This is a genomic window from Mesorhizobium sp. P2_F5 (genome assembly GCF_056403715.1).
The window spans coordinates 102,477-123,658 of record NZ_JBFUEY010000005.1 but is presented as its reverse complement, the minus strand read 5'-3'; the positions used below and the strand labels follow the sequence as shown (position 1 = coordinate 123,658).

Annotated in this window: 20 protein-coding genes; 7 read left to right on the top strand and 13 right to left on the bottom strand. The window is 62.4% G+C overall.

Annotated elements, in window-relative coordinates; translation table 11 throughout:
* Positions 1-31 precede the first annotated feature (31 nt).
* A complete protein-coding gene (hppD, locus tag AC1DYO_RS09935; RefSeq protein ID WP_477262689.1) occupies positions 32-1,147 on the top strand; it encodes a 4-hydroxyphenylpyruvate dioxygenase in 1,116 nt (371 codons plus the stop codon).
* Positions 1,148-1,225: 78 nt separating this feature from the next.
* Here the strand turns inward: hppD and AC1DYO_RS09930 are convergent, their stop codons facing one another.
* The 5 genes from AC1DYO_RS09930 to hmgA are packed head-to-tail and all read right to left on the bottom strand — an operon-like array spanning position 1,226 to position 5,291.
* Positions 1,226-1,762 carry a DinB family protein gene (locus tag AC1DYO_RS09930; protein WP_477262687.1) on the bottom strand — a complete coding sequence of 179 codons (537 nt, stop codon included), beginning with the start codon at positions 1,760-1,762 and terminating at the stop codon, positions 1,226-1,228.
* Positions 1,759-2,055: a hypothetical protein gene (locus AC1DYO_RS09925; RefSeq protein WP_477262685.1), complete on the bottom strand. Its 297-nt coding sequence runs from the start codon at positions 2,053-2,055 to the stop codon at positions 1,759-1,761. The genes AC1DYO_RS09930 and AC1DYO_RS09925 overlap by 4 nt, the downstream gene beginning before the upstream one ends.
* A gap of 14 nt (positions 2,056-2,069) precedes the next feature.
* On the bottom strand, positions 2,070-3,083 hold the full coding sequence (locus AC1DYO_RS09920; protein WP_477262683.1) for a fumarylacetoacetate hydrolase family protein: 1,014 nt from the start codon (positions 3,081-3,083) through the stop codon (positions 2,070-2,072).
* The gene (locus AC1DYO_RS09915; protein ID WP_477262681.1) at positions 3,080-3,967 is read right to left on the bottom strand and encodes an MBL fold metallo-hydrolase; all 888 of its coding nucleotides are present in this window, start codon (positions 3,965-3,967) and stop codon (positions 3,080-3,082) included. The genes AC1DYO_RS09920 and AC1DYO_RS09915 overlap by 4 nt, the downstream gene beginning before the upstream one ends.
* 10 nt (positions 3,968-3,977) lie before the next feature.
* A complete protein-coding gene (gene hmgA / locus AC1DYO_RS09910) occupies positions 3,978-5,291 on the bottom strand; it encodes a homogentisate 1,2-dioxygenase (protein WP_477262680.1) in 1,314 nt (437 codons plus the stop codon).
* Positions 5,292-5,420: 129 nt separating this feature from the next.
* Here hmgA and AC1DYO_RS09905 point away from each other — a divergent pair, with 129 nt between their 5' ends.
* Complete coding sequence (locus AC1DYO_RS09905) at positions 5,421-5,870, top strand: MarR family winged helix-turn-helix transcriptional regulator (protein ID WP_477262913.1); 450 nt, start codon at positions 5,421-5,423, stop codon at positions 5,868-5,870.
* Between the two features lie 200 nt (positions 5,871-6,070).
* Here AC1DYO_RS09905 and tdh read toward each other — a convergent pair whose 3' ends face one another.
* On the bottom strand, positions 6,071-7,105 hold the full coding sequence (tdh, locus tag AC1DYO_RS09900) for an L-threonine 3-dehydrogenase (RefSeq protein WP_477262678.1): 1,035 nt from the start codon (positions 7,103-7,105) through the stop codon (positions 6,071-6,073).
* A 46-nt stretch (positions 7,106-7,151) separates the two neighbouring features.
* A complete protein-coding gene (locus AC1DYO_RS09895) occupies positions 7,152-8,339 on the bottom strand; it encodes a glycine C-acetyltransferase (protein ID WP_477262677.1) in 1,188 nt (395 codons plus the stop codon).
* Positions 8,340-8,650: 311 nt separating this feature from the next.
* Between AC1DYO_RS09895 and AC1DYO_RS09890 the strand changes: the two genes are divergently transcribed.
* Positions 8,651-10,717 (top strand): putative bifunctional diguanylate cyclase/phosphodiesterase, encoded by a 2,067-nt coding sequence (locus AC1DYO_RS09890; RefSeq protein WP_477262675.1) that lies wholly within the window; start codon positions 8,651-8,653, stop codon positions 10,715-10,717.
* Positions 10,718-10,886: 169 nt separating this feature from the next.
* On the opposite strand, the gene AC1DYO_RS09885 is transcribed toward AC1DYO_RS09890, so the two are convergent.
* Positions 10,887-11,291 (bottom strand): MarR family winged helix-turn-helix transcriptional regulator, encoded by a 405-nt coding sequence (locus tag AC1DYO_RS09885; RefSeq protein WP_477262673.1) that lies wholly within the window; start codon positions 11,289-11,291, stop codon positions 10,887-10,889.
* Positions 11,292-11,481: 190 nt separating this feature from the next.
* Between AC1DYO_RS09885 and AC1DYO_RS09880 the strand changes: the two genes are divergently transcribed.
* Positions 11,482-11,889 (top strand): hypothetical protein, encoded by a 408-nt coding sequence (locus AC1DYO_RS09880; protein WP_477262671.1) that lies wholly within the window; start codon positions 11,482-11,484, stop codon positions 11,887-11,889.
* A 421-nt stretch (positions 11,890-12,310) separates the two neighbouring features.
* Positions 12,311-12,793 (top strand): lysozyme, encoded by a 483-nt coding sequence (locus AC1DYO_RS09875; protein ID WP_477262669.1) that lies wholly within the window; start codon positions 12,311-12,313, stop codon positions 12,791-12,793.
* Between the two features lie 14 nt (positions 12,794-12,807).
* Here the strand turns inward: AC1DYO_RS09875 and AC1DYO_RS09870 are convergent, their stop codons facing one another.
* The gene (locus AC1DYO_RS09870; protein WP_477262667.1) at positions 12,808-14,853 is read right to left on the bottom strand and encodes an oxidoreductase; all 2,046 of its coding nucleotides are present in this window, start codon (positions 14,851-14,853) and stop codon (positions 12,808-12,810) included.
* Between the two features lie 60 nt (positions 14,854-14,913).
* Here AC1DYO_RS09870 and queF point away from each other — a divergent pair, with 60 nt between their 5' ends.
* Entirely contained in the window at positions 14,914-15,375 is a 462-nt protein-coding gene (gene queF, locus AC1DYO_RS09865; protein WP_477262665.1) for a preQ(1) synthase, read from the top strand.
* A gap of 219 nt (positions 15,376-15,594) precedes the next feature.
* Here the strand turns inward: queF and AC1DYO_RS09860 are convergent, their stop codons facing one another.
* The 4 genes from AC1DYO_RS09860 to AC1DYO_RS09845 form a co-directional block, all read right to left on the bottom strand.
* On the bottom strand, positions 15,595-16,200 hold the full coding sequence (locus AC1DYO_RS09860) for a hypothetical protein (RefSeq protein WP_477262663.1): 606 nt from the start codon (positions 16,198-16,200) through the stop codon (positions 15,595-15,597).
* A gap of 4 nt (positions 16,201-16,204) precedes the next feature.
* Positions 16,205-16,684, bottom strand: coding sequence for a DUF3828 domain-containing protein (locus AC1DYO_RS09855; RefSeq protein WP_477262661.1), 480 nt, complete (start codon positions 16,682-16,684; stop codon positions 16,205-16,207).
* A 95-nt stretch (positions 16,685-16,779) separates the two neighbouring features.
* Entirely contained in the window at positions 16,780-18,429 is a 1,650-nt protein-coding gene (locus tag AC1DYO_RS09850) for an ABC transporter substrate-binding protein (protein ID WP_477262659.1), read from the bottom strand.
* A gap of 57 nt (positions 18,430-18,486) precedes the next feature.
* Positions 18,487-20,052, bottom strand: a complete 1,566-nt coding sequence (locus AC1DYO_RS09845; protein WP_477262657.1) for a trimethylamine methyltransferase family protein — start codon at positions 20,050-20,052, stop codon at positions 18,487-18,489.
* 92 nt (positions 20,053-20,144) lie between these two features.
* Here AC1DYO_RS09845 and AC1DYO_RS09840 point away from each other — a divergent pair, with 92 nt between their 5' ends.
* Complete coding sequence (locus AC1DYO_RS09840; protein ID WP_477262655.1) at positions 20,145-21,047, top strand: LysR substrate-binding domain-containing protein; 903 nt, start codon at positions 20,145-20,147, stop codon at positions 21,045-21,047.
* The last annotated feature ends 135 nt before the right edge of the window (positions 21,048-21,182 follow it).

Genomic DNA, 21,182 nt, shown 5'->3' with positions numbered 1-21,182 from the left:
GATGCGGCCACCATCCGTTTGGAGGAATGCCATGGGTCCCTTCCCGCACGACGCCCCGCCCGCAAAGATCAGCAAGGAAAACCCCGCCGGCACCGACGGTTTCGAGTTCGTCGAGTTCGCGCATCCGGAACCGCGGAAGCTCGCCGAACTGTTCACCCGCATGGGCTATGTCGCGGTGGCCAAGCACCGCACGAAAGACATCACCGTCTGGCGCCAGGGCGACATCAACTATGTCGTCAATGCCGAGCCGGGCTCGCATGCGATGAAGTTTGTCGACAAGCACGGTCCCTGCGCCGCCTCGATGGCCTGGCGGGTTGTCGATGCAAAGCACGCGTTCGACCATGCGGTGTCGAAAGGCGCGACGCCCTATGAAGGCGACGACAAGGCGCTCGACGTGCCGGCCATTGTCGGCATTGGCGGCTCGCTGCTCTATTTCATCGAAGCCTATGGCAAGAAGGGCTCGGCCTATGACGCCGAGTTCGAGTGGCTGGGCGAACGCGATCCGCGGCCGCAAGGCGTCGGCTTCTATTTCCTCGACCACCTCACCCACAATGTCTATCGCGGCCAGATGGACAAATGGTGGGATTTCTATCGCGAGCTGTTCGGCTTCAAGCAGATCCATTTCTTCGACATCGACGGCAAGATTACCGGCCTGGTCAGCCGCGCCATCACCTCGCCCTGCGGCAAGATCCGCATTCCGCTGAATGAGTCCAAGGACGAGACCAGCCAGATCGCCGAATATCTGAAGAAGTACAATGGCGAGGGCATCCAGCACATCGCCGTCGGCACCGACGAGATCTACGCCGCCACCGACAAGCTGGCCGAAAACGGGCTGAAGTTCATGCCCGGCCCGCCGGAAACCTATTACGACATGTCGTATGACCGTGTGAACGGCCATGACGAACCGATCGAGCGGATGAAGAAGCACGGCATCCTGATCGACGGCGAAGGCGTGGTCGACGGCGGCATGACCAAGATCCTGCTGCAGATCTTTTCCAAAACCGTGATCGGCCCGATCTTCTTCGAGTTCATCCAGAGGAAGGGCGACGAAGGTTTTGGCGAAGGCAATTTCCGCGCGCTGTTCGAATCGATCGAGCAGGACCAGATCAAGCGTGGGGTGATCAAGGTGGATGGGAAAGCGGCGTAACGCCAAATTGCAGGCATCAAGCTGCCCCTCACTTGCCTGCCGGCAATGAGGGGCGGCGCCAATGTCTGGGATAGTCGATCACAAACCCAGCCGCGCGACCTCTTCCTTCCTCACCTTCAAATCATAATCGAGCAGAAACTCGTCCAGCTGCGGCGGCGCGACCGAAGTGCCGGAGAGCATTGCGTGCACCTGGCCACGATGGTGGATGTCGTGCAGGAAGACGTGAGCGAGGATGTCGCCGATCTTTTCGGGGATCATGCCGTCCTCGCGCCGGTCGGTGATGACGCGGCGGTCGAGATCATCTTCCGACAGCTCTTCACAAAAGGCGATTAGGCGCCGGTCAGCCGCGACCTGCGCGGCAAACAGCGCCGCCGGTTCATCGAACGGCACGTAATCGTCATAGGCGGCGGCGCCGACGCCGCCCTCCTCCAGGAAGTCGAGATAGAGATGATCGACCGCGAGGATGTGGTTGAGCGTCGCCTTGATCGACGGGAAGAAGCTGGTGCGTTCGGCTTCGAATTCGCCGGGCTTCAGCTGCAGCACGGCACGATAGAGCCGGTCGTTCGACCAGAGATTGTTGCCGGCCATGCGGCGTAGATGATCCAGCAGGGTCATGAGTTCATTCGTCTGACCAGGCCAATGCCTGCCGCCATGACCGCGAAACCGGCGACAACGATCAGCAGCAGCCGGTTCATACGCCGCCGCATGGCCTGTGTCTCCTCGTCGCGCGCCACACTAGTGTTGGTGATTGTGTGGAACATCATCGCCTTGCGCGGGTAGCCGCTGCGGTTGGTCAAATCGGGCGAGCGCGCCTCGATGCGGTAGCTCAGCCGGATCGCCTGGATGAACACCACCAGAATCCCAAGCGCCCAGACGCCGCACAGCAGATAGAACGCCTCGCCCGTCATTGCATTGCTCCCCGTTATGCCTGGTACTTCTCGACCTTCTGCTCGATGGCGCCGAAGATCGAGTTTCCACTCTTGTTCTTCATCTCGATACGCACCGTGTCGCCAAAGCGCAGGAATGGCGTTTTCGGCTCACCTGACTCAATGGTCTCGATCATGCGCAATTCGGCAATGCAGGAATAGCCGGCGCCGCCCGCCGACACCGGCTTGCCCGGCCCGCCATCCAGCTTGTTGGAGACGGTGCCGGAGCCGATGATGGTGCCGGCAACCAGTGGCCGTGTTTTCGCCGCATGGGCGATCAGCGCCGGGAAATCGAAGGTCATGTCGACGCCGGCGTTGGCGCGGCCGAACGGCTTGCCGTTGAGGTCGGCGAGTAGCGGCAGGCTGACCTTGCCGCCATCCCAGGCATCGCCGAGTTCGTCCGGCGTCACCGCCACCGGCGAAAAAGCCGAGGACGGTTTTGACTGGTAGAAGCCGAACCCCTTGGCCAGTTCCGGTCCGGTCAGCGCGCGCAGCGTTACGTCATTGACCAGCATGACCAGCCGGATCGCAGCGCGCGCCTGGTCGAGGCTGGCGCCCATCGACACATCATCGACGACGACGGCGACTTCCGCCTCCATGTCGATGCCGAAGGCTTCGTCCGCCATACGGATCGGCTCGCGCGGCGCGATGAAAGAATCCGAGCCGCCCTGGTAGATCAGCGGATCGGTCCAGAAACTTGCCGGCATGTCGGCGCCCCGCGCCTTTCGCACCAGCTCGACATGGTTCACATAGGCCGAACCGTCGGCCCATTGATAGGCGCGCGGCAGCGGCGAATGGGCGTCATGCTCATGGAAGCGAGCCGACGGCAAAGCGTTGTTCTCCAGCGATTCGGCGATGGTCGCCAGATGCGGCGAAATCCGCTGCCAGTCGTCGAGCGCGGCCTGCAGCGTGCGGGCCAGGAACGAGGCGTCGGTGAAGCGCGTCAGGTCGCGCGAGACGACGACGAGTTTTCCGTCGCGTGTCCCGTCCTTCAATGTGGCAAGCTTCATGCGGTTTCCTCTCCTGATGCGGCTTTGGCGCCGTCTAAGTTCACAACAAGGCCGTCGCGGGCAATCGTCAAGTCACCCGCCCACGATTTCCTGACAGCGGCCTCCCAATCGGCCTCACCGATCACACCATCGTCGGCCGGAATAAGGTGATTGAGCACCAGTCTTTTTACCCCGGCGTCGCTGGCGATGCGCCCGGCCTCCTCGGCAAAGCTGTGGCTGGCAAGCAGATGCTCCTTGAGCCGAGCGCCGTTGCCGGTCCTTGCGATCAGACGCTCGATGCCTTCCTCGAGCATGGCTTCATGGACGAGGATGTCCGCCTCTCTGGCGAAGTCGGCAAGCGGCGGAAAGAAAGCGGTGTCGGCCGAGAACACGACGCTTTTGCCGGCATGGTCGAAGCGCAAGGCAAAACAGTCGGTCACCGGCGGATGGTCGACGCGCAGCGCCGAGACCTTCAGGCCGCGCTGTTCGAAAATCTCGCCTTCGCCGAATTCGACGATCGAAACCAGCTCGCGGATGTCCGGCCGACCTTCATCGACGATGCGGATCTCGATGTCGAACTCCATCGCCTGGCAGAAGCGCCGCCAGTAATGGCCGGTGCCGGGCGGTCCGAACAGCGTCACCGGCTTGGCCAGACCGGCCGTCCAGGCGGTGTGCAGCAACGGCCCCAGTTCCAGCACATGGTCGGAATGCAGATGGGTGATGAAGATCAGGTCGAGTGCCTTCAGGCCGATGCCGGCATCGACCAGGCCGCGCGTGACGCCCAGCCCGCAATCGACGACGACGGTTCGTCCGCCAAGCTCCAGCAGCGATGAACTCGGCCACGGCCCGCCCGGCCGTAGCGCCGGGCCGCCCTTGGACCCGAGACACACCAGCCGGTCGCTCATCGCGCAGGCCTCAAGACCAGTCGCCCTCGACCGTGCCGTTGAAACGCTTCTTCAGGTCGGTCCAGCAGTCGATGTAATTGTCCTGACGAGTTTCGAGTTCGGCGCCGTAGCGGGTCAACATTTGCGGGAATCGGGTCTCGAACATGAAGGCCATCGTGTTGTCGAGCTTGACCGGTTTCAGTTCGACACGCGAGGCCTTTTCGAAGCCAGGCGCGTCGGGGCCGTGGGCCAGCATCAGATTGTGCAGGCTGATGCCGCCAGGCACAAAGCCTTCCTCCTTGGCGTCGTACTGGCCGTGGATGAGGCCCATGAACTCGCTCATGATGTTGCGGTGGTACCAGGGCGGCCGGAACGTATCCTCCGCCACCAGCCAGCGCGGCGGGAAGATGACGAAGTCGATGTTGGCGGTGCCTTCCTCGCCGCTCGGCGCCGTCAGCACGGTGAAGATCGACGGATCCGGGTGATCGAACAGGATGGCGCCGACCGGCGAAAACGTCGCCAGATCATATTTATAGGGCGCGTAATTGCCATGCCACGCCACCACGTCGAGCGGTGAATGGCCGATCTCGGTGACATGGAAATTGCCGCACCATTTCACCGTCAGCCGGCACGGCGTCTCCTTCTCCTCGAACCAGGCGCAAGGCGTCTTGAAGTCGCGCGGATTGGCCAGGCAATTGGCGCCGATCGGGCCGCGGTCGGGCAGCGTCAGCTTGGCGCCGTAATTCTCGCAGACATAGCCGCGCACTTCCTTGTCGACCAGTTCGACCTTGAACACCAGGCCGCGCGGCAGCACGGCGATCTCACCGGGCCGAAGCTCGATGACGCCCATCTCGGTGACGAAGCGCAAGGCGCCGACCTGCGGCACCACCAGCAACTCGCCGTCGGCGTTGAAGAAATGATCATCGACCATCGAGCGGTTGGCGACATAGACATGCGCCGCCATGCCGCTCTGTCCCAGCACATCGCCGGCGGTGGTGATGGTGCGCATGCCGGAGATGAAATCGGTCGGCTCCTTCGGCATCGGCACCGGGTTCCAGCGGTACTGGCCGAGCGCCAGCTCGTGGTCGCCGACATTGGGGGCGGTCTTCCACAAGGGACAGCTCACCGCCTTGAAGCGACCGGTGTGTTTTACGCTCGGCCGGATGCGGTAGAGCCAGGAGCGCTCATTGGTGCCGCGCGGGGCGGTGAAGGGCGAGCCGGAAAGCTGCTCGGCATAAAGCCCGTAGGCCGGCCGCTGCGGGGAGTTGCGCCCTTGCGGCAGCGAGCCGGGCAAGGTCTCGGTTTCAAAATCGTTGCCGAAGCCCGGCATGTAGGAAAAGGCCATCCGATCCTCCCCGATCCCGGTCTCTTGAGCCGCCTGGATCGCGGCTTGCCGGTGCTGTTGACCAAACTGGTTTCATTTGTAACCATTGAAAATGTAACTATCAACGGCGAACGCATCCACGGTGCGCAGATGGAACCTGAGATCCTCGAACTCGAAAGCTTCCTGCCCTACCGGCTCTACCGGCTTGCCGACGCCGTCAGTCGCGAGTTCTCGAAAATCTACAGCAATCGCCTGGGCTTGACCCGGCCGGAATGGCGCACGCTTTCCGGACTTGGGCAGCGCGGCACGATGACCGCAACGGCGCTCGGCGAACAGTCGGCGATGCACAAGACAAAGGTTTCGCGCGCAGTGGCCGAGCTTGAGCGACGGCGCTGGCTGACCAGAACGCCTAATGAGAACGACCGGCGCGTTGAGCACTTGGCGCTGACGAAGGCCGGGCTGGCTGCTTATCGCGAGATGGTGCCGCTGGCCAAAGCATTTGAGCGAGAGTTGCTGGCGAGGCTGAGTGTGGAGGAACGGGCGGCGATTGTCAGCGGCGTGGCGGCACTGGAGAGGGCGTTGGAAGGAAAGAGCCGATAGGCTGGCGGGACAGCGCCCCCCTCTGTCCTGCCGGACATCTCCCCCACTTGGGGGGAGATCGGCCGTCACGCCGGCTTTCGCCAATCGCCAAACGTGGCAGAAGTGAGCGGCGCGCTGAAGCTGCCAATCTCCCTCCTTGTGGGGGAGATGTCCGGCAGGACAGAGGGGGGCGCGAAGGATCGCGGCGCCCCTCTTTCTTCCTACCAATCCATCACCACCTTGCCCGAACTGCCGCTCCGCATCGCGTCAAACCCCGTCTGGAAATCGTCGATCCCAATGCGGTGCGTGATCAGCCCGCTGACATCGAGCGGGCCCTGCACCAGGGCGATCATCTTGTACCAGGTCTCGAACATCTCGCGGCCATAGATGCCCTTGAGATGCAGCATCTTGAAGATGACCTTGTTCCAGTCGATCTCGAAGCCGGTCGGTGCGATGCCCAGAATGGCGATCTTGCCGCCATTGTTCAAGGTGTCGATCATGTCGCGGAAGGCGGGCGCCGCACCCGACATTTCGAGGCCGACGTCAAAACCCTCGGTCATGCCCAGCGCCGGCATGACATCGCGCAGTTTTTCCTTCGAGGCATCGACGACATGCTGGACGCCGAGCTTTTTGGCCAGTGCCAGCCGCACCGGATTGATGTCGGTGATGACGACCTTTCGCGCGCCGACGCATTGCGCCACCAGCGCACCCATGATGCCGATCGGTCCGGCGCCGGTAACCAGCACGTCCTCGCCGACCAGATCGAACGACAGAGCGGTGTGGACGGCATTGCCCAGCGGATCGAAGATCGCGGCGATCTCGTCGGGTACATCGTCGGGGATCGGCACGACATTGTGCTGCGGGATCGCCAGATATTCGCCAAAGGCGCCGGGACGGTTGACGCCGACGCCGAGCGTGTTGCGGCAGAGATGGCCCCTGCCCGCCCGGCAGTTGCGGCAATGACCGCAGACGATGTGACCTTCGCCGGAAACGCGCTGGCCGACCTTGTATTCGGTGACCGCGGCGCCGAAATCGGCGACCGTGCCGACGAATTCATGGCCGGTCACCATCGGCACCGGCACGGTCTTTTGCGCCCACTGGTCCCAATTGTAGATGTGCACGTCGGTGCCGCAGATCGCGGTCTTCTTGACCTTGATCAGCACGTCGTTGGGGCCGATCTCGGGCACCGGCACCTCTTCCATCCAGATGCCCGGTTCGGCCTTGGCCTTCACCAGCGCCTTCATCATGTTCGACATTCTTTTTGTCCCTTGAATCGCTTGTTCCGGAATCGCTTTTGGCGGTTCAGGAAATGACGCCCAGTTCCTTGCCGACCGCCGCGAACGCCGCCACGGCGCGATCGATGTCGGCAGTGGAATGCGCCGCCGACATCTGTGTGCGGATGCGCGCCTGGCCCTTCGGCACCACCGGGAAGGAAAAGCCTATGACATAGATGCCGCGCTTCAGCATGCGCGCCGCCATCTCCTGCGCCAGGCTGGCATCGCCCAGCATCACCGGAATGATCGGGTGATCGGCACCGGCCAGCGTGAAGCCAAGCTTGCCCATTTCAGACCTGAACCGCGCCGCATTGGCATATAGGCGCTCGCGCAGCGCATCGCCATTGCGGATCAGCTCGAACACCTTGATCGAGGCGCCGGCGATCGCCGGCATCAGCGTGTTGGAGAAGAGGTAGGGCCGCGAACGCTGGCGCAGCCAGTCGACCACCTGGCTTTTGCCCGAGGTGTAGCCGCCGGAGGCGCCGCCCAGCGCCTTGCCGAGCGTGCCGGTGATAATATCCACCCTGCCCTCGACGCCGCAATGTTCGGCCGAGCCGCGGCCTTGTCTGCCGACAAAGCCGACGGCATGGCTGTCATCGACCATCACCATGGCATCGTACTTTTCCGCGAGATCGCAGACACCCTTCAGATTAGCGATAATGCCGTCCATGGAAAACACGCCGTCGGTGGCGATCAGCCGGAAGCGGCAATCCTTGGCTTCCTTCAGCCGCGCTTCGAGGTCGGCCATATCGTTGTTGGCGTAGCGGAAACGCTTGGCCTTCGACAGCCGCACACCGTCGATGATCGAGGCATGGTTCAACGCATCGGAGATGATTGCATCCTCCTCGCCGAGCAGCGTTTCGAACAGGCCGCCATTGGCGTCGAAGCAGGAGCCGTAAAGAATGGTGTCGTCGAGGCCGAGGAACGATGAAATCGTGGCCTCAAGTTGCTTGTGTTCTTCCTGCGTGCCGCAGATGAAACGCACCGAGGCCATTCCGTAGCCGTAGCGGTCGAGCGCGCCTTTGGCTGCGGTGCGCAATTCTGGGCTGTCGGCGAGGCCGAGATAGTTGTTGGCACAGAAGTTCAGCACCTTGTCGCCGCCGACTTCGATCTCAGCCGACTGCGTCGAAGTGATCACCCGCTCGGATTTGTAGAGCCCGGCGGATTTCAGTCCTTGCAGTTCATTGTCGATATGGGTCAGGAAAGCCGCGCTCATGATCAGGTCCTATTGAGATTGGCGGCGACTGTCGCGCCCCCTGAATGAAAAATCCACCGCAAATGCGACCGCTTCGGTGGCGCGGCAGCCTCAACCATGGGGCGATCCGATCACATAACCAGCATGCGGGAGTAGCAGACGTGCAAATATGGCTATACCGCGAAAGAACATGATAACCATTTCAGCAGCTTTCGTTCACTGCTGAAGCAACAATTCCGCCGGTTTCGAGACCTGTTAACCCTTTCAAGCCAATGGTCTTCTCGCCATGAATCCGTGGCGGAAATCCGTTCGACCGAGGGGTCACCTAGAACATGTCGCAGCAGCCGGCGCAAACCGTCTCGGGCAAACTCATCCTGCTGATCAAGACCGGCTATTGGCTGGCGCTGCTGATCATCGCGGCCATGGTCATAGCTTCCTTCATCCTGCTGCAGCAGGTGATGGCGGCGCAACAGCACAACCACACCTTGCTCGATATCGTCAGCACCCAGAAGGCGCTGTCGCAGCGCATCGTCTTCCTGGCAAGTGCCACCGGTTCCGCCTCGCGCGACAAGCAGCCGGCCCTGGTTGCAGCGCTCAAGCAAGCGACCACCGAGTTCGAGACGAATTACGACCTGCTGCTCGAGCAGACGGGAGCCGATCCCAAGTCGCCGGCGCGGTCCGACCCAAAATCGATCGAAAGCGTGCTGTTCGCCAAGCCTTTCCACCTCGACTATTTCTCGGTCGGGCTTGTCGCCAACGGCCAAAGGCTGATCTCGTCCTTCGAATCCCAGCTCGCCGGCAATGCCGCCTACAAGGGCGGCGGCGAGCGCGTAAACCTCGACGCGTCCGTCGCCAATGCGACTTTGTCGGGCTATGCGGCCCTTGGCCAGCGCATCGCTGCCTTTGCCGACGAGCGGTCGGAAAAGCTGCTCGATCTCCACCGCACCTTATTCTACGCCACCATCGGCGTCATCGTGCTGGTCGCGCTTTTCATCTTCCGGCCGATGTCGAAGGCCATCCTGCGCAAGACACATGAGCTTATCGACGCCCGCAATTCGATGGCCTTCATTGCCGTGCATGACGGGCTGACCGGCCTGCACAACCGCACCTTCCTGACCGACCACTTCGAAACGCTGATCAAGGGCGCGCATCGCCGGCGCGAAAGGCTGGCGGTGATCCAGCTCGATCTCGACCGGTTCAAGCAGATCAACGACACGCTCGGCCACGCTGCGGGCGACTATGTGCTGGTTGTGACCGCGCAACGCATGCGCGATTCCTGCCGCGCGTCGGATCTGTGCGCACGTCTCGGCGGCGACGAATTCGTGATGATCCTCAATGGCGCCGGCGGCACCGAGGACATCAATATGCTGGCCAGGCGCATCATCGAGCAGATCAACGAGCCGATCATGTTCCAGGGCACGACCATCCTTCCGGGCGCCAGCGCCGGCATAGCCGTCTATCCCATCGACGCCGACAATGCGGCGGATCTGCTCGTCCATGCCGACCTCGCGCTCTATTCCGCCAAGAAGCTTGGCGGCGGCAGCTTCTCGTTCTTCTCCGAGGAGCTCAGGCGCGAACTCGATCACCGCAAGCAGCTCGAGCACGACATCAAGGTCGCCATTTCGGAGAGCGCCTTCCAGGTTTATTTCCAGCCGCAGGTATCGCTGACCAATGGCACGATCAGCGGTATCGAGGCACTGGTGCGCTGGAAACATGCCGAACGCGGCATGATCTCGCCGGGCGAGTTCATTCCGGTCGCCGAGAAATGCGGCTTCATGCCCGAGATCGGCCGCATCGTCTTTGCCAAGGCGATCGAGCAAGCCGCGGAATGGGATCGCGCCGGCATTGCCTTTGGGCGGCTTGCCGTCAACGTATCCGGAACCGAGCTGCGCGAACCCGACTTCGACCGCTTCCTGTTTGCGACGCTGGAAAAGGCGGGCCTCGCGCCCCAGAAACTGTCGCTGGAGATCGTCGAATCCGTCATTCTTGACGACGAGAAGACCGGCATCGCGGCCAAGCTGCGCCACATCCGCGCCGCCGGCGTTCATCTCGAGCTCGACGATTTCGGCACCGGCTATGCTTCGCTCAGCCATGTCAATCCAAACGAGATCGACCGGCTGAAGATCGACCGTCGCTTCGTCCAGAACATCAACGAGAATGGCGACAACACGAAGATCGTGCGCGCCATCACCGAGCTGGCGCGCGGCCTCGGCATCTCGATCGTCGCCGAGGGTGCGGAAACCGAAGCCGAGCTCGATTCGCTGATGGCGATCGGCTGCGACCAGGTGCAGGGCTACTCCATCGCCTTCCCGATGCCGCAGGACAAGGCGCGCGAATGGCTGCTGGCGCGCAGCCCGAAGAAAGCCAAGCTAAAGGTGCTGCAGGGCAACCTAGCCTAGGATATGTTGATATTCAGGTGAGGCTAGCCTGCAAACGGAGGCTTCCTGCGCTTCCGGTGCTCACGTACTTCAAGTACGCTCCGCTCCGGTTCTCGGAAGCCGCCATTTTCGGCGCAGCCTGACCTAAATCTCAACACACCCTGGCGCGTTTACCACGCCTGCGCGCAGGTCATTTTGCCGGCGCGACATTTGCCCGAAGTGCTGCCAGCACCTCGGCGAACTCCGCCAGCCTGTCGTCCGGCAATCCCGCGCGCAGCCGCTTGTCGAAGATGAGCGCCGCCGCGCGCAGTTTCAGGAACATCGCTTCGCCGGCTTGCGTCAGCTCGACCAGATGAACCCGGCGGTTGTCAGGATCGCGGCGGCGCGTCAGCAGGCCTTGCGCCTCCATGGCGTTGAGATGGTGGGTCAGTGTGGCGCCCTGGATTCCGATCATGCCGGCAAGCTCGCGCTGATTGGCAAGCTCGCTCGACTTGACCGAAAGCAAGGTCAGCCACACCGGCAGCGTGCCGCCGGCCTCGACCAAGGCGGCGTCAAAAGCCTGCGCCACCAGCTTGGAGGTACGCGCGAGATTCATGCCGACGGGCGGGCGGTCAAAGGGAGTCATGAGCCGACAGTAGAACAAGGCACCGAGTGAGGGAACGCAGCATTATTCATTGACATCAAATCATTCGATACCTAACTATCGTGCCTGTCGACCTACCAAGCGTGTTATCCTGCGATAGGGATCCGGGGACAGACAGGCGGCGGGCAAGGAGGAAACGGTCATGCAATATGTCTACATCGTCATTATCGGCCTTCATGTCATGGCCGGGGTGTTCTGGGCCGGCACCACGATCACGCTTGCCCGCGACCCCGAGATCAAGGCGGAGCGCTTCATCGAACCGCAAATGGGCTCGGCGGGCGTGGTGTTCGTGACCGGCGCACTGCTTTGGTATTTCTTCCACGGCGCCTATTTCGGCTCAATGGAAATGGTCCTGGCGCTGGGCATCCTGGCCGCCTTCGCGGCTGCCGGCGTTCTCAGCGTCGTGGTTCGCAAGACCAGCCGGCAGCTTGCCGGCGCGGATGCCGCCACGGAATTGGCGTTGCGCACCAAAATGGCCCGCGGCGAGCGCATCGCCGCCTGGCTGCTGGTGCTCACCGTACTTTGCATGGCGACCGCCAGGATGATTTGAGCCCTGCCGCGCGTTATCACCCGGTTAAAGCATTCCGCATCGTACGTCGCTTGGCTCCCGCCGGTGGCGTACGCGGCGCGCAGCTCGGACGGATGTGCAAGGTGGCTCTCCGCACAGAGGTTTGGCTGCGCGCCACCCATCAGGCGCCGACTGCCATCGACCCTTGATCACGGCAGATGCCTAAAGAATACCGGTAGAAAACCACCCCTAAGCTCAGACTAATACTTTCACGGTCGAAAATTTCGGTGTAGATTTTCAATTGGTCTTATCAGGCAATTGGTCTCTACCGCTGCAATGCAGCAACCAACTCGGCTCGCGGTCGGGACCTCCTGATTTCACCTTGAGAGGCAAGGCTCTTCTTAACAGTGTAGAGATAACGGGCGACGGTGTTTTCATGGCACCAAAATCAAGGGGGGACATCATGGCAAAGAAAATCAGCACTGTGGGCGTGGACTTCATCAAGAAGTGGGAGGCTTTTGTCGCCTTCATCTATGACGACCTGGTAAAGCCGACCAAGGAATGGAAGGTCGGACCGGCCAAAGGCACGCTCACCATCGGTTATGGACACACCAAGGCGGCCGCGGACCCGATCAAGATGGTGCTGGGCCTGAAGATCACCGAAGCCAAGGCCACAAGCATTCTGGAAAACGATCTCGGTCCGGCCGTGGACGCGGTGAACGCAGCGGTCAAGGTGCCATTGACGCAGCACCAGTTCGACGCCCTGGTTTCATTCAAGTTCAACACCGGCAGGCTGGCAGGGACCGGTCTGTTGAACCGCATCAACGAGAACAAGTTCGATCAGGTGCCGACCGAGTTCATGAAATGGGTCAAGTCCAAGGGCAAGGTTCTGGCAGGGTTGAAGAACCGCCGGAAGGGTGAGATCGACCTTTGGAACAAGCCGTAGGGGGCTTGTAAAGCCTAAACCCGCAAGCCGAACCGGATGCCGTCATAGATGGCGGCGTGAATGTTGCGCGAGGCGACCGCATCGCCGATGCGCAACAGCACGAAGCTGCCTTCGGGATTGCGTGAAGGAAAAATATCGCCGCCGCCGACCAGCCGCTCGTAATCGACCGCGCCGCCATTCTTCGACAGCGGCTTCAGCGCGAGATAGAGATCGTCGAGCGGGGCTGTGCCATGCTCGACCACCACCTGGTCGACCCGCCGCTCACCACGCCAGCCATCGGCAAAGTCGGAGGCCAATTCGGCGACCAGCTGGTTGCCCTCGCGCCGCACCGAGCGCAGCCTGGTGTTGATGGTGATGGTGACGCCCTTTTCCTGGAAGGCGCGCATATAGGGAACGTGGTTCATGCCGCCCATTTCCGGGGCGAAGAAACGCTCCGGCGAAACCAGCTCCAGCTTTGACCCGGCATTGGCGATCAGCTCGGCCGCGCCCATGCCCTGGTGGCCGCCATTGTCGTCAAAGAGCAGCACGTTCTCCGCCGGCTTGACGCTGCCGGCCATGATGTCCCAGCTCGAGGTCACGAGATTGTCGCCTGATGCCAGCGGCGGGTTTTGCGGCAAGCCGCCGGTCGCGATCACCACAACATCGGGCGCCAGCGCCAGCACATCGTCCTGCTCCGCCCATGTATCGTAGCGGATCTCGACGCCGAGCCGGTCGAGTTCGGCCAGTCGCCAGTCGATGATGCCGATCAGTTCCTTGCGGCGCGGATTCTGTGTTGCCAGCCGAACCTGGCCGCCGGCCTGACCGGAGGCTTCGAGCACCGTGACATGGTGGCCGCGTTCAGCCATGACGCGGGCCGCCTCCAGCCCGCCTGCCCCCGCGCCAACGACGACGACTTTCCGCTTGGGCCCTTCGGTCTTGACGATGATATGCGGAATTTCGGCCTCGCGGCCGGTCGCCGCATTGTGGACGCACAGGGCCTCGCCGCCTTCATAGATGCGGTCGAGGCAATAGGTGGCGCCGACGCAAGGGCGGATCTCGTGCTCACGGCCTTCCATCACCTTCTTGATGATGTGCGGATCGGCGATGTGGGCGCGGGTCATCCCGACCATATCGAGTTTTCCCGTCGCGATGGCATGGCGCGCCGTGGCGACATCGGAAATGCGCGCCGCGTGGAAGGTCGGGAACTTCGTCGCCGCCCTCACCTCACCGGCGAAATCGAGATGCGGTGAGGAACGCATGCCGGTGACCGGGATGACCTTGGTGAGCGCCGCGTCGGTCTCGATCGAGCCGCGGATGATGTTGAGGAAATCGACCTTGCCGGAGCCAGCCAGCCGCCGGGCGATCTCGATGCCCTCCGCCTTTGACAGGCCTTTTTCGAAATCCTCGTCGGCCACCATACGGATGCCGACGACAAACTTGTCGCCGACCGCTGCCCGCACTGCATCCAGCACCATGTCGGTGAAGCGCAGCCGGTTGTCGAGCGAACCACCGAACTCGTCGTCGCGGTGGTTGGTCGCCGGCGACCAGAAGCCGTCCATCAGATGACCGTAGGATTCGAACTCGATACCGTCGAGACCGGCTGCCTGGCAGCGCTGCGCGGCGGACGCATAGTCGGCGACGATGCGCTCGATGTCCCAGTCCTCTATGGTCTTGGGGAAGGCGCGATGCGCCGGCTCGCGCACCGGCGAGGCCGACAGCACCGGCAGCCAGTCGGCCTTGTTCCAGCCGGTGCGGCGGCCGAGATGGGTGATCTGGATCATCACCTTGCAGTCATGCTCGTGGCAGGCATCCGAGAGCTCTGCCAGCCACGGCACGATGCGGTCGTCATAGACATGCAGATTGCCGAAGGCAGCGGGACTGTCACGCGAGACGATGGCCGAACCGGCGGTCATGGTCAGCGCCATGCCGCCCTTGGCCTTTTCGGCGTGGTAGAGCCGATAGCGCTGTTTCGGCATGCCGTCCTCGGAATAGGCCGGCTCATGGCTGGTCGACATCACCCGGTTCTTCAGCGTCAGATGCTTGAGCTGGTAGGGCTGGAGAAGCGGATCGTTGCTGGTCATCGTCTTCCTGTTGTCTTAATTTGTGCTAATGAGCGGCGAAAATTGAAAGAGACCCCGCCCATGATCGATACCAAAACCCTCACCCAGCTCGGCGCCCATGTCGAACCGCCACAGAGCCCAGAAACTGCGGTCCTGGAGACCGTGCCGTTCCAGCGCGGCGACGGGCCGCCCGCGATCGTGCGCTTCACCTGTCCGGAATTCACTTCGCTCTGCCCGGTCACCGGACAGCCGGATTTCGCTCATATCGTCATCGACTACGCGCCCGATGCCGCCCTTGTGGAATCGAAGTCGCTCAAGCTGTTCATGACCTCGTTTCGCAACCATGGCGCTTTCCACGAAGACTGCACGGTGATGATCGGCCGCCGCATTGTGGCGGCGACCAAACCGCTGTGGTTGCGTATAGGCGGCTATTGGTATCCGCGTGGCGGCATTCCGATCGATGTCTTCTGGCAGACCGGCGCGCCGCCGGAAGGCGCCTGGCTGCCCGACACCGGTGTTGCCCCTTATCGCGGAAGGGGCTGAAGCTATTTTGCGGAACTTTGGCGGGACAGCGCCCCCCTCTGTCCTGCCGGACATCTCCCCCACTCGGGGGGAGATTGGCCGCTACGCCGGCTTTTGCCCATCTTAAGCGATGCGGAGAGAGCGAGACGCTGGAACTGCTGATCTCCCCACCCGTGGGGGAGATGTCCGGCAGGACAGAGGGGGGCGCGAAGGATCGCCGGCGCTTATCCTCAATCAACATCATTCGCACTGGTACTGGCTGAGCGCCCATTCGCCGGTCACCGAGAGCAGGTCGGATATCTTCCAGTCGCCATCGACCTTCTTCAGTTTCCACTCCAGCCGATGCTGATTGCCTTCGACGACGAAGGCCACCACCACCTTGGCTTGATCGCCGTTGACGGCCTCGATGCTCTTCAGGCTCTTGTCGATTGCCAGCTTGTCGTAATCGGCATTGTCGAGCGCCATGTTGGGGTCGAGGCATTCGCCCTGGCCCGACGCCCGCAGCGCATCGCTCTTGTCGAGTACGGTCTTGGCCGGATCAACGAAATGGCTGCGCTGGGTCGGATCGAGTTCCAGCCCGAGATGTTCGTAGAACGGCTTGACCACAGCTGTCGGCGAGCCCGGCAGGACAGGCGCGGCCGGCTGGGATGGCGGCCATGCCAGGGGTGGCGTTGCGGGTTCCACTGCATTGCCAGGTGGATTTGCGGGCGGCGTGCCGCCGCCCGGCACTGTCTCGGCCGGGGCATTTGCAGGTGGCGGACCGAGCAGCCCCTGTGTCGAAGCGCCGTTCAGCCCTGCTGCCAGCATCGATAAGGTCGACAGCGCCAGGGCAAGCCAGCGGAGCACGGTATCACTCCGGCGCTTTGTCGGGCATGCACTCCAGCGCGCTCAGCGTCCAGTTGCTGGTCTTGGAGCTGATGTCAGCGACCTTCCATTTGCCGTCGACCTTCTTCATCGACCACAGCATTTCGCGCTTGGAATCGTCGCCTTCCGCAAAAAGGCTGAAGGTGGCGGTGACTTCGGCGGTATCGCCGTTGACGGTCTCGGCCAGCTTCAATGTCTTGGCAATCGTCTTCTGATCGAAATCCTGGGCGTCGAGGCCGGGATCGAAGTCGAGACAGGCGACCTCATCGGGCTTGTTCTTGGTCGCCTGGTCGTTGAGGTCGAACAGCTTGGTCACCGGCTCGGTGAAGCGGTCGCGGTATTTGGCGTCCCCTTCGAATTTCACTTCAGGCACATAAAAGAACTTCACGGCGTTCGAAGCCGGCCCGGCCAGCGCGGCGGCGGGCAAGGCTATCGAAAGGGCAGCGGCCAGCACTATCGGTTTCATGCAGGTGTCTCCGGATGTTCGGCGGCAAGGTGGCAATACCACACATCCTGCATATCGGCTTTTTTGCGGCTCATGAAGTCCTGGCGTGTGCTGTCTCAGCCATCCAGCCAGACGTTCTGCAGGTCCATCTCGAAGGTCTGGTGGACGCCGTAGTTCTTCACCTTCTTGTTCATGTGGCTGTAGAGCTTCTGCCAGAAAGGCTGAATGATGACGCCGGAATCCTGCAGGATCTGCTCGACATCCTTCATCACCTCGCGCCGCTTCTCCACGTCGATGAGCGAAAGCGCCTGCTTCAGCTTGGCGTCAAAGTCCGGGTTGGAATAGGCCGATTCATTCCAGGCCTCGCCGGTGCGGTAACCCAGCGCCAGCACCTGGACGCCGAGCGGGCGCATGTACCAGATCGTCATCGAGTACGGATATTTCGTCCAGTCGTTCCAGAAGGTCGAGCCCGGCAACACCGAGCGCTTCACCTTGATGCCGGCGTCGCGCAACTGGCCGGCAATCGCGTCGCCGGTATTCTTCTGCCAATCGTCCTCGACGGTGATCAACTCGTGCTCGAAATCGGCCTGCCCGGCGTCCGCCATCAGCTTCTTGGCGCCGGCGGCGTCGCGCGTCTTCTTGGGCAGCGCGAAATACTCCGGATGGATCGGGCTGACATGGTGGTTTTCGCCAACCGTGCCACGGCCGTTGTAGCCGAGTTGCAGGACCGTATTGTTGTCGACCGCCATCTGCAGCGCGTTGCGCACGCGCTGGTCGTCATAGGGCTTGTGGGTGATGTTGGTTCGCGCAACCAGCGTGGTCGCGGTTGCGACCTCCGACTTCTGCAGGCCCATCTTGTCGAGGATGTCGATGAAGTCGGACGGCGTTTCGAAATTGAGGTCGATCTCGCCGGAATCGAAGGCGTTCACCGAGGCGTTGAAGTCGGTGCCGTAGTCGATGAATTCGACGCTGTCGAGCGGCGCTTCGCCGCCCCACCATTTGCCGTTTTCGCGGCGCTTGACCACCGCCTTCTGGCCGACATCGTAGGAGACCAGTTCGAAGGGTCCGGTACCGATCGGCTTCTTGATCGGATCGGCGCCGTCGGCATCGAAATTGCGGTGGACGACGAGCGCGGGATAGTCGGTGAGGTTGGGGATCAGCGAGATGTCGGGTTCGGCGAGCGTCAGCTTGACCGAGAAGTCGTCGACCTTGGTGATCGCACCGTCCCGCGCCTTGCCGGTCTTGGCGTCGATCAGCCCGCCGACACGTGCGGCCATCGAATTGCCGGCGACGTTCTTCTCGCACCAGCGGGTCAGATTGAAGACCACGTCATCGGCGTTAAAGGCATCGCCATTGTTCCAGGTGATGCCCTTGCGTACATGCAGCGTGTATTCGGTGGCGTCGTCATTGACGTCCCAGCTCTCGAGCAACACCGGCTCGAAGGTGAATTCCCTGGTGTAGCGGACCAGCGGCTCCAGCCAGCAGCGCGAAATATTGGCGAGTTCCACCCAGTCATAGGTGCGCGGATCCTTCTGCGCCTTCACCGACATCGATATGTGCAGCGTGCCGCCCTTCTTCGGCTCCTCGGCAAAGGCCTGCCCCGGCGCGGCGAGGCCGATCATGCCGTAGGCCAAAGCCGTCGATGCGCCGAAAGCGCTTGCCAATGCCAGAAACTCGCGCCGGTCCATCCGGCCCGCACGCGTCTCTTGCGCCATCGCCTCGATGGTATCAGGCACGCGATCGCCGTTGCTTGTGAAGAGTGCCATTTTTTCCTCCGCTTTTCGCATTGACCGATGCGTGGCGTTGTTCGCCCTTCTAGATGTTCAGTACCAGGCGTCCGCCATCTCGATCTTTTTACGGCCCATGAACTCCTGCAGCGCCTCGTCAATTGCCTCGTCCAGCGGTGGCGCCTGGTATTCGGCCAGCGCCTTTTTCCAGCGCCGGTTGGCGCGGATGGCGGCATCTTCCGATCCGGCCGCCTCCCATTTCTCGTAGGGCTCATTGTCGGCGATCTCGGAATCCCAGAACGCCGTCTCGTAATTGGCCAGGGTGTGGGCCGACCCGAAGAAATGGCTGCCCGGCCCGACTTCCCTGAAAGCGTCGAGCGCCAGCTGGTTGTCGTCGATCTTCACCCCGTCGAGATAGGTGTGCAGCGCGCCGCAGAAATCGGCATCCATGACGAATTTTTCGTAGGACATCGACAGCAAGCCATCAAGGAAACCAGCTGAGTGCAGGATAAAATTGGCGCCGCAATGCACCGCCGCCAGCATCGACATGGTGCCTTCGTTCATGGCATGCGCATCGGGCAGTTTCGAGGTGGTGAAATTGCCAGAGCATCTAAGCGGCAGGTTCAGCCGGCGCGCCAGTTGCCCGATGACCATGGAGCCGATCGCCGGCTCCGGTGTGCCGAAGGTCGGCGAGCCCGAGCGCAGCGACATCGAGGACAGGAAATTGCCGAAAATGACCGGTGCGCCCGGCCTTTCAAGCTGGGTGAGCGCGCAGCCGGCCATCGTTTCAGCCAGCGACTGGGCGATGGCGCCGGCATTGGTGACCGGGCCCATGGCGCCGCCAAGGATGAACGGCACGATGACTGCGGCCTGGTTGGCACGCGCATAGGCGCGCAGCGCCGTCGTCATCGTCGCGTCCCAGACCAGTGGCGAGTTGACGTTGACATTGCCGAGGATGACGCAGTTTTCGTCGACAAAGTCCCGACCGAAAACGATGCGCGCCATGTCGATCGAATCCTCGGCGCGGCTCTCTGCCGTCACCGAGCCCATGAAGCCGCGGTCGGAATATTTGATATGGCTGTAGACCATGTCGAGATGGCGCTTGTTGACCGGCACATCGACAGGTTCGCAGATGGTGCCGCCGGAATGGTGTAGCCAGGGCGAGGACTGCGCCAGCTTCACGAAATTGCGGAAATCTTCGATCGTGCCGTAGCGACGGCCCTTGTCGATATCCATGACGAAGGGCGAGCCATAGGCCGGCGAGAAGACGACGCTCTTGCCGCCGATCTCGACAGAATTGGCCGGGTTGCGCGCATGCTGGGTGAAGCTCGCCGGCGCGGTCTTGAGGATCTCGCGCAGCATGCCCGGCTCGAACTTGACGAGCACGCCGTCAATATCGGCCCCTGCCCGTTTCCAGTGCGCAAGCACTGCCGGATCGTCGCGGAATTCTATGCCGATCTCGGCCAGGATCCGGTCGGCGGTCGCCTCTATGCGCAGCAGGTTCTCTTCCGACAGGATGTCGTAGGTCGGGATGTTGCGCACGATGTAGGGGCGGCTGAGCCCTTCCGAACCGTGCGAACGCAATTCGCGCCTGGCAATGCGGCCACCGCCACGTTCGCGGCGTTTGGCTGGTTCGATCACAACATCGGCCGGCGCGTTCATCAGACCTCCCTTTTTCCCTTGTAAGATAATCTACCCAGACGAATTTCCACTGTGACGCTGGAAAATCCTGATCTCTTGTATAAGCTGAGCTTATGCGAAGCCTGCGCCACCTCCTGCCTTCGGCCGGCAGCCTGATCGTCTTTGAGGCGGCCGGCCGGCTGTCGAGCTTCACCGCCGCCGGGCGTGAACTCGGCATGACGCAGGCCGCCGTCTCCTATGCGGTGCGCGGGCTGGAGGAACAGCTCGGCGCCAAATTGTTCCAGCGGCGCCACCGCCAGGTCATCCTGACGGAAGCCGGCGAGCGTTTCCATGCCGACGTCTCGCTCGGCCTCTCGCATATCCGCAAATCGGCGGAAGATCTGCGCCTGCAGGTGACCGGCGGCCATGTCACGCTTGCCGCCTCGACCGCTTTCGGCTCGTTCTGGATGATGCCGCGCCTGCAGCAGTTCCGCGACGAACTGCCGGGCATCGACCTGCGCATCCAGACCGCCGACCGCGATCTCGACATCATCGCCGAGGGCATTCCGCTTGCCGTGCGCGGCGGCGAACCGCGCGACTGGGCCGATTATCATTCGCTGCCGCTGGCCGACGAGGAGATCTTCCCGGTCGTTGGCGCCAGCTACCTCGCGAAGTTCGGCATGCCGAAAACCGTGGCGGAACTGGCCACGCACCGCCTGATCCATCTCGAGGAGCCCTACCGCGAGGCGGCAAGCTGGGACGAATGGTTCCGGTCGGCCGGAGGCAGCCTCGACAACACCGCGCGCGGCCTACGCATCAATGATTACGGCCTGGTGATCCAGGGCGTCATGGAGGGCCAGGGCATCGCGCTCGGCTGGCGGCATCTGGCCGAGCGGCTGCTGGCGACGGGGCTGCTGGCGCCGGTGACCGACCATGTGCTGAAGACCGGCAAGGCGTTCTACGTCGTCTGGCCAAAGAACCGCGAATTGAGCGAGAATGCGCGGAAAGTCAGGGATTGGCTCGCGGCGCAGGCTTGAGTTTCGCATATCTGGTGCAAGGCAAAGCTGGCGCTCTACGGCGCCCCCCTCTGGCCTGCCGGCCATCTCCCCCACTTGGGGGGAGATCAGCTAGCGCACCCGCTTTCGCCAATCTCAAACGTTGCAGGAAGGCGC